Raw genomic sequence first — 2,298 nt, 5'->3', positions numbered from 1 at the left:
GCTGCAGGTCGCGCAGCATCGCCGGTCCACCGACCGTTACCTCTGCACCGTCGACCACGGCGCTCACACCGCGGCCGGGCAGCGACCGGAAGTCGGTGGCGGTGACCCGCTCGTCGCGGGGCACACGGTCCTCGGCCGCCGCGACGATGGCCCGCGCGACCGGGTGTTCGCTGTCGGCCTCGACCGCGGCGGCCACGGCGAGCAGCTCCTCGTCGGTGACCCCCGTGGCGGGCGCGACGCCGGTCACCTGATGGCGACCCTGCGTGAGGGTGCCGGTCTTGTCGAACAGCACCACATCGACGGTGCGCATGCGTTCGAGCGCCAGGCGGTCCTTCACCAGAACCCCTGCTCGCGCGGCGCGTTCGGTGGAGATCGCGATCACGAGCGGGATCGCCAGTCCCAGGGCATGGGGGCAGGCGATGACGAGCACGGTGACGGTGCGCACCACCGCCTCGTCGAGGTTGCCGAGCAGCGTCCACACCGCGAAGGTGAGCGCGCCGGTGACCGCCGCGAAGTAGAACAGGAACGCGGCAGCCTTGTCGGCCAAGGCCTGCGCGCGGGACGACGAGGCCTGTGCGTCGGCGACCATCCGTTGGATACCCGCCAGAGCGGTGTCCGCGCCGACGGCGGTGATACGCACCCGCAGGGAGCTGTCGGTGGCGACGGTGCCGGCGACGACGGTGTCGCCGACCTGACGGACGACGGGCCTGGATTCGCCGCTGATCATCGATTCGTCGACCTCGGCGCGGCCGTCGGCGATCGTGCCGTCCGCCGGCACTCGCCCCCCGGACCGCACGAGAACCAGGTCACCGACCGCCAATTCGGCCGACGGCACCTCGCGAGTGCCGTCGTCGGTGATCTTCTCGGCGGTGTCCGGCAGCATCGCGGCGAGCGCCTCGAGTGCGCCGGACGCCGAACCCAGCGCGCGCATCTCGAGCCAGTGGCCGAGCAGCATGATGACGATCAGCAGCGCCAGCTCCCACCAGAAGTCGAGGTCGAAGCCGCCCAGGCCGAGCGTGGTGACCCACGAGGCGACGAATGCGACGCCGATCGCCATCCCGATCAGCAGCATCATCCCCGGCCGCCGGGATCGCAGCTCTGTCCAGCCTCCGGTGAGGAACGGCATGCCGCCGTAGAAGAAGATCACCGTGCCCAGCACGGGCGGAATCCACGCGACCCAGGGGGCGTGGGGGAGTGTGTAGCCGAACAGGTCGGCGACCATGTGGCTGAACGCGACGACCGGCACCGACAACACGAGGCTGATCCAGAATCGTCGCCGGAACATCTCCCCGTGGGCTCCGTGTCCCGCGTGCCGATCGTGACCGCCGTGTGCGGCGTCGGCAGTGTGTGCGTCGTGACCGGCGCGTGGAGCCGGGGGCAGGGTCGTCTTCGTGGCGCCGGGTTCGATCTCGGGCTGATGGTTGTGCATCGGGCACCTCTCCGGGCTGGACGTAGGTGTTCCTCTACCGAGTTTATACCCCTAGGGGGTATGCCACACCCGACGGTATACCCCCAGGGGGTATAAAGCAAGGGTGATCGAGCTGCGAAGCGCGTGTGCGCGGTGATCGGCGCCTCAGGCCTCGAGCGCCCGGACGTGGATACGTCGGCCCTCGTCCGCGGCGGGATCCCACAGCACCGAGAGGTGTCCGTGGCCGTCGAAGGGCGCTTCGCAGTACTGCAGCGTCGGGGAGGGCTGCGGCCTGTGTCCGGCCGGTCCCGCGTCGAGATCGATCGCTCTCGGCGGGCGGCACGATGTCAGGTTCGACTCGCTGCGCAGCTGTGATGCGCGGTTCGCCGATTCGGAGTCGACCACGAGATATGCGGTCGAGTCCGGGAAGCCGCCGTGGAACTCGGCGTAGTCGATCGACTCGGCATCGGTCAGGCGTAGGCCGAGGCTCGTTGCCAAGTTCGTCGCGCTGTTCCGGGTCGACTCCGCCTGCAGTGAGCGGAAGTGTGGCAGCGCCCCGAACCACACCAGCGGGACGGCGACGACCACGAGTCCGGCGCCGACGCACCACCGACGGAACCGCGTCCGAAAGAGGGGCATGGCCGATCACGTTACAGGGCAAGCGCTTCGAGCCACCGCCCGCCGACCGATGAGAAAGCTGCGCGCTGCCTGCAGCGCGCGGTTGTCTCCCGCGTCTGCGGCTGCGCGGCAGGGTCTCCGCGCGTACGGCGATCACGGTCACCACCTGTCCGCAATCCCTCGTAACGTCGACGATATGGCAGCAGCGAAACACATGGCCTGCGCCGACCGAATCGTCGAGATCGGGCCCGGCGGGGGTGCAGGCGGCGGGC

General features: G+C 69.9%; 2 protein-coding genes. Both read right to left on the bottom strand.

Annotated features, from left to right (window positions below):
• A partial coding sequence (locus ACN675_RS28880) for an HAD-IC family P-type ATPase (RefSeq protein WP_420754070.1) occupies positions 1 to 1,429 on the bottom strand: 1,429 nt, incomplete at its 3' end.
• A gap of 144 nt (positions 1,430 to 1,573) precedes the next feature.
• Positions 1,574 to 2,047 (bottom strand): hypothetical protein, encoded by a 474-nt coding sequence (locus ACN675_RS28875; protein WP_420754069.1) that lies wholly within the window; start codon positions 2,045 to 2,047, stop codon positions 1,574 to 1,576.
• Between the last annotated feature and the right edge of the window lie 251 nt (positions 2,048 to 2,298).

Origin of the sequence: Rhodococcus sp. O3, from assembly GCF_048897285.1 — a bacterium.
Lineage (GTDB): Bacteria > Actinomycetota > Actinomycetes > Mycobacteriales > Mycobacteriaceae > Rhodococcus.
This window is presented reverse-complemented; position numbering and strand designations above follow the sequence as displayed.

Bases quoted from the DNA above. Each gene is read 5' to 3' on its own strand.
- ACN675_RS28875 (WP_420754069.1), bottom strand. From the start codon at position 2,047: ATGCCCCTCTTTCGGACGCGGTTCCGTCGGTGGTGCGTCGGCGCCGGA.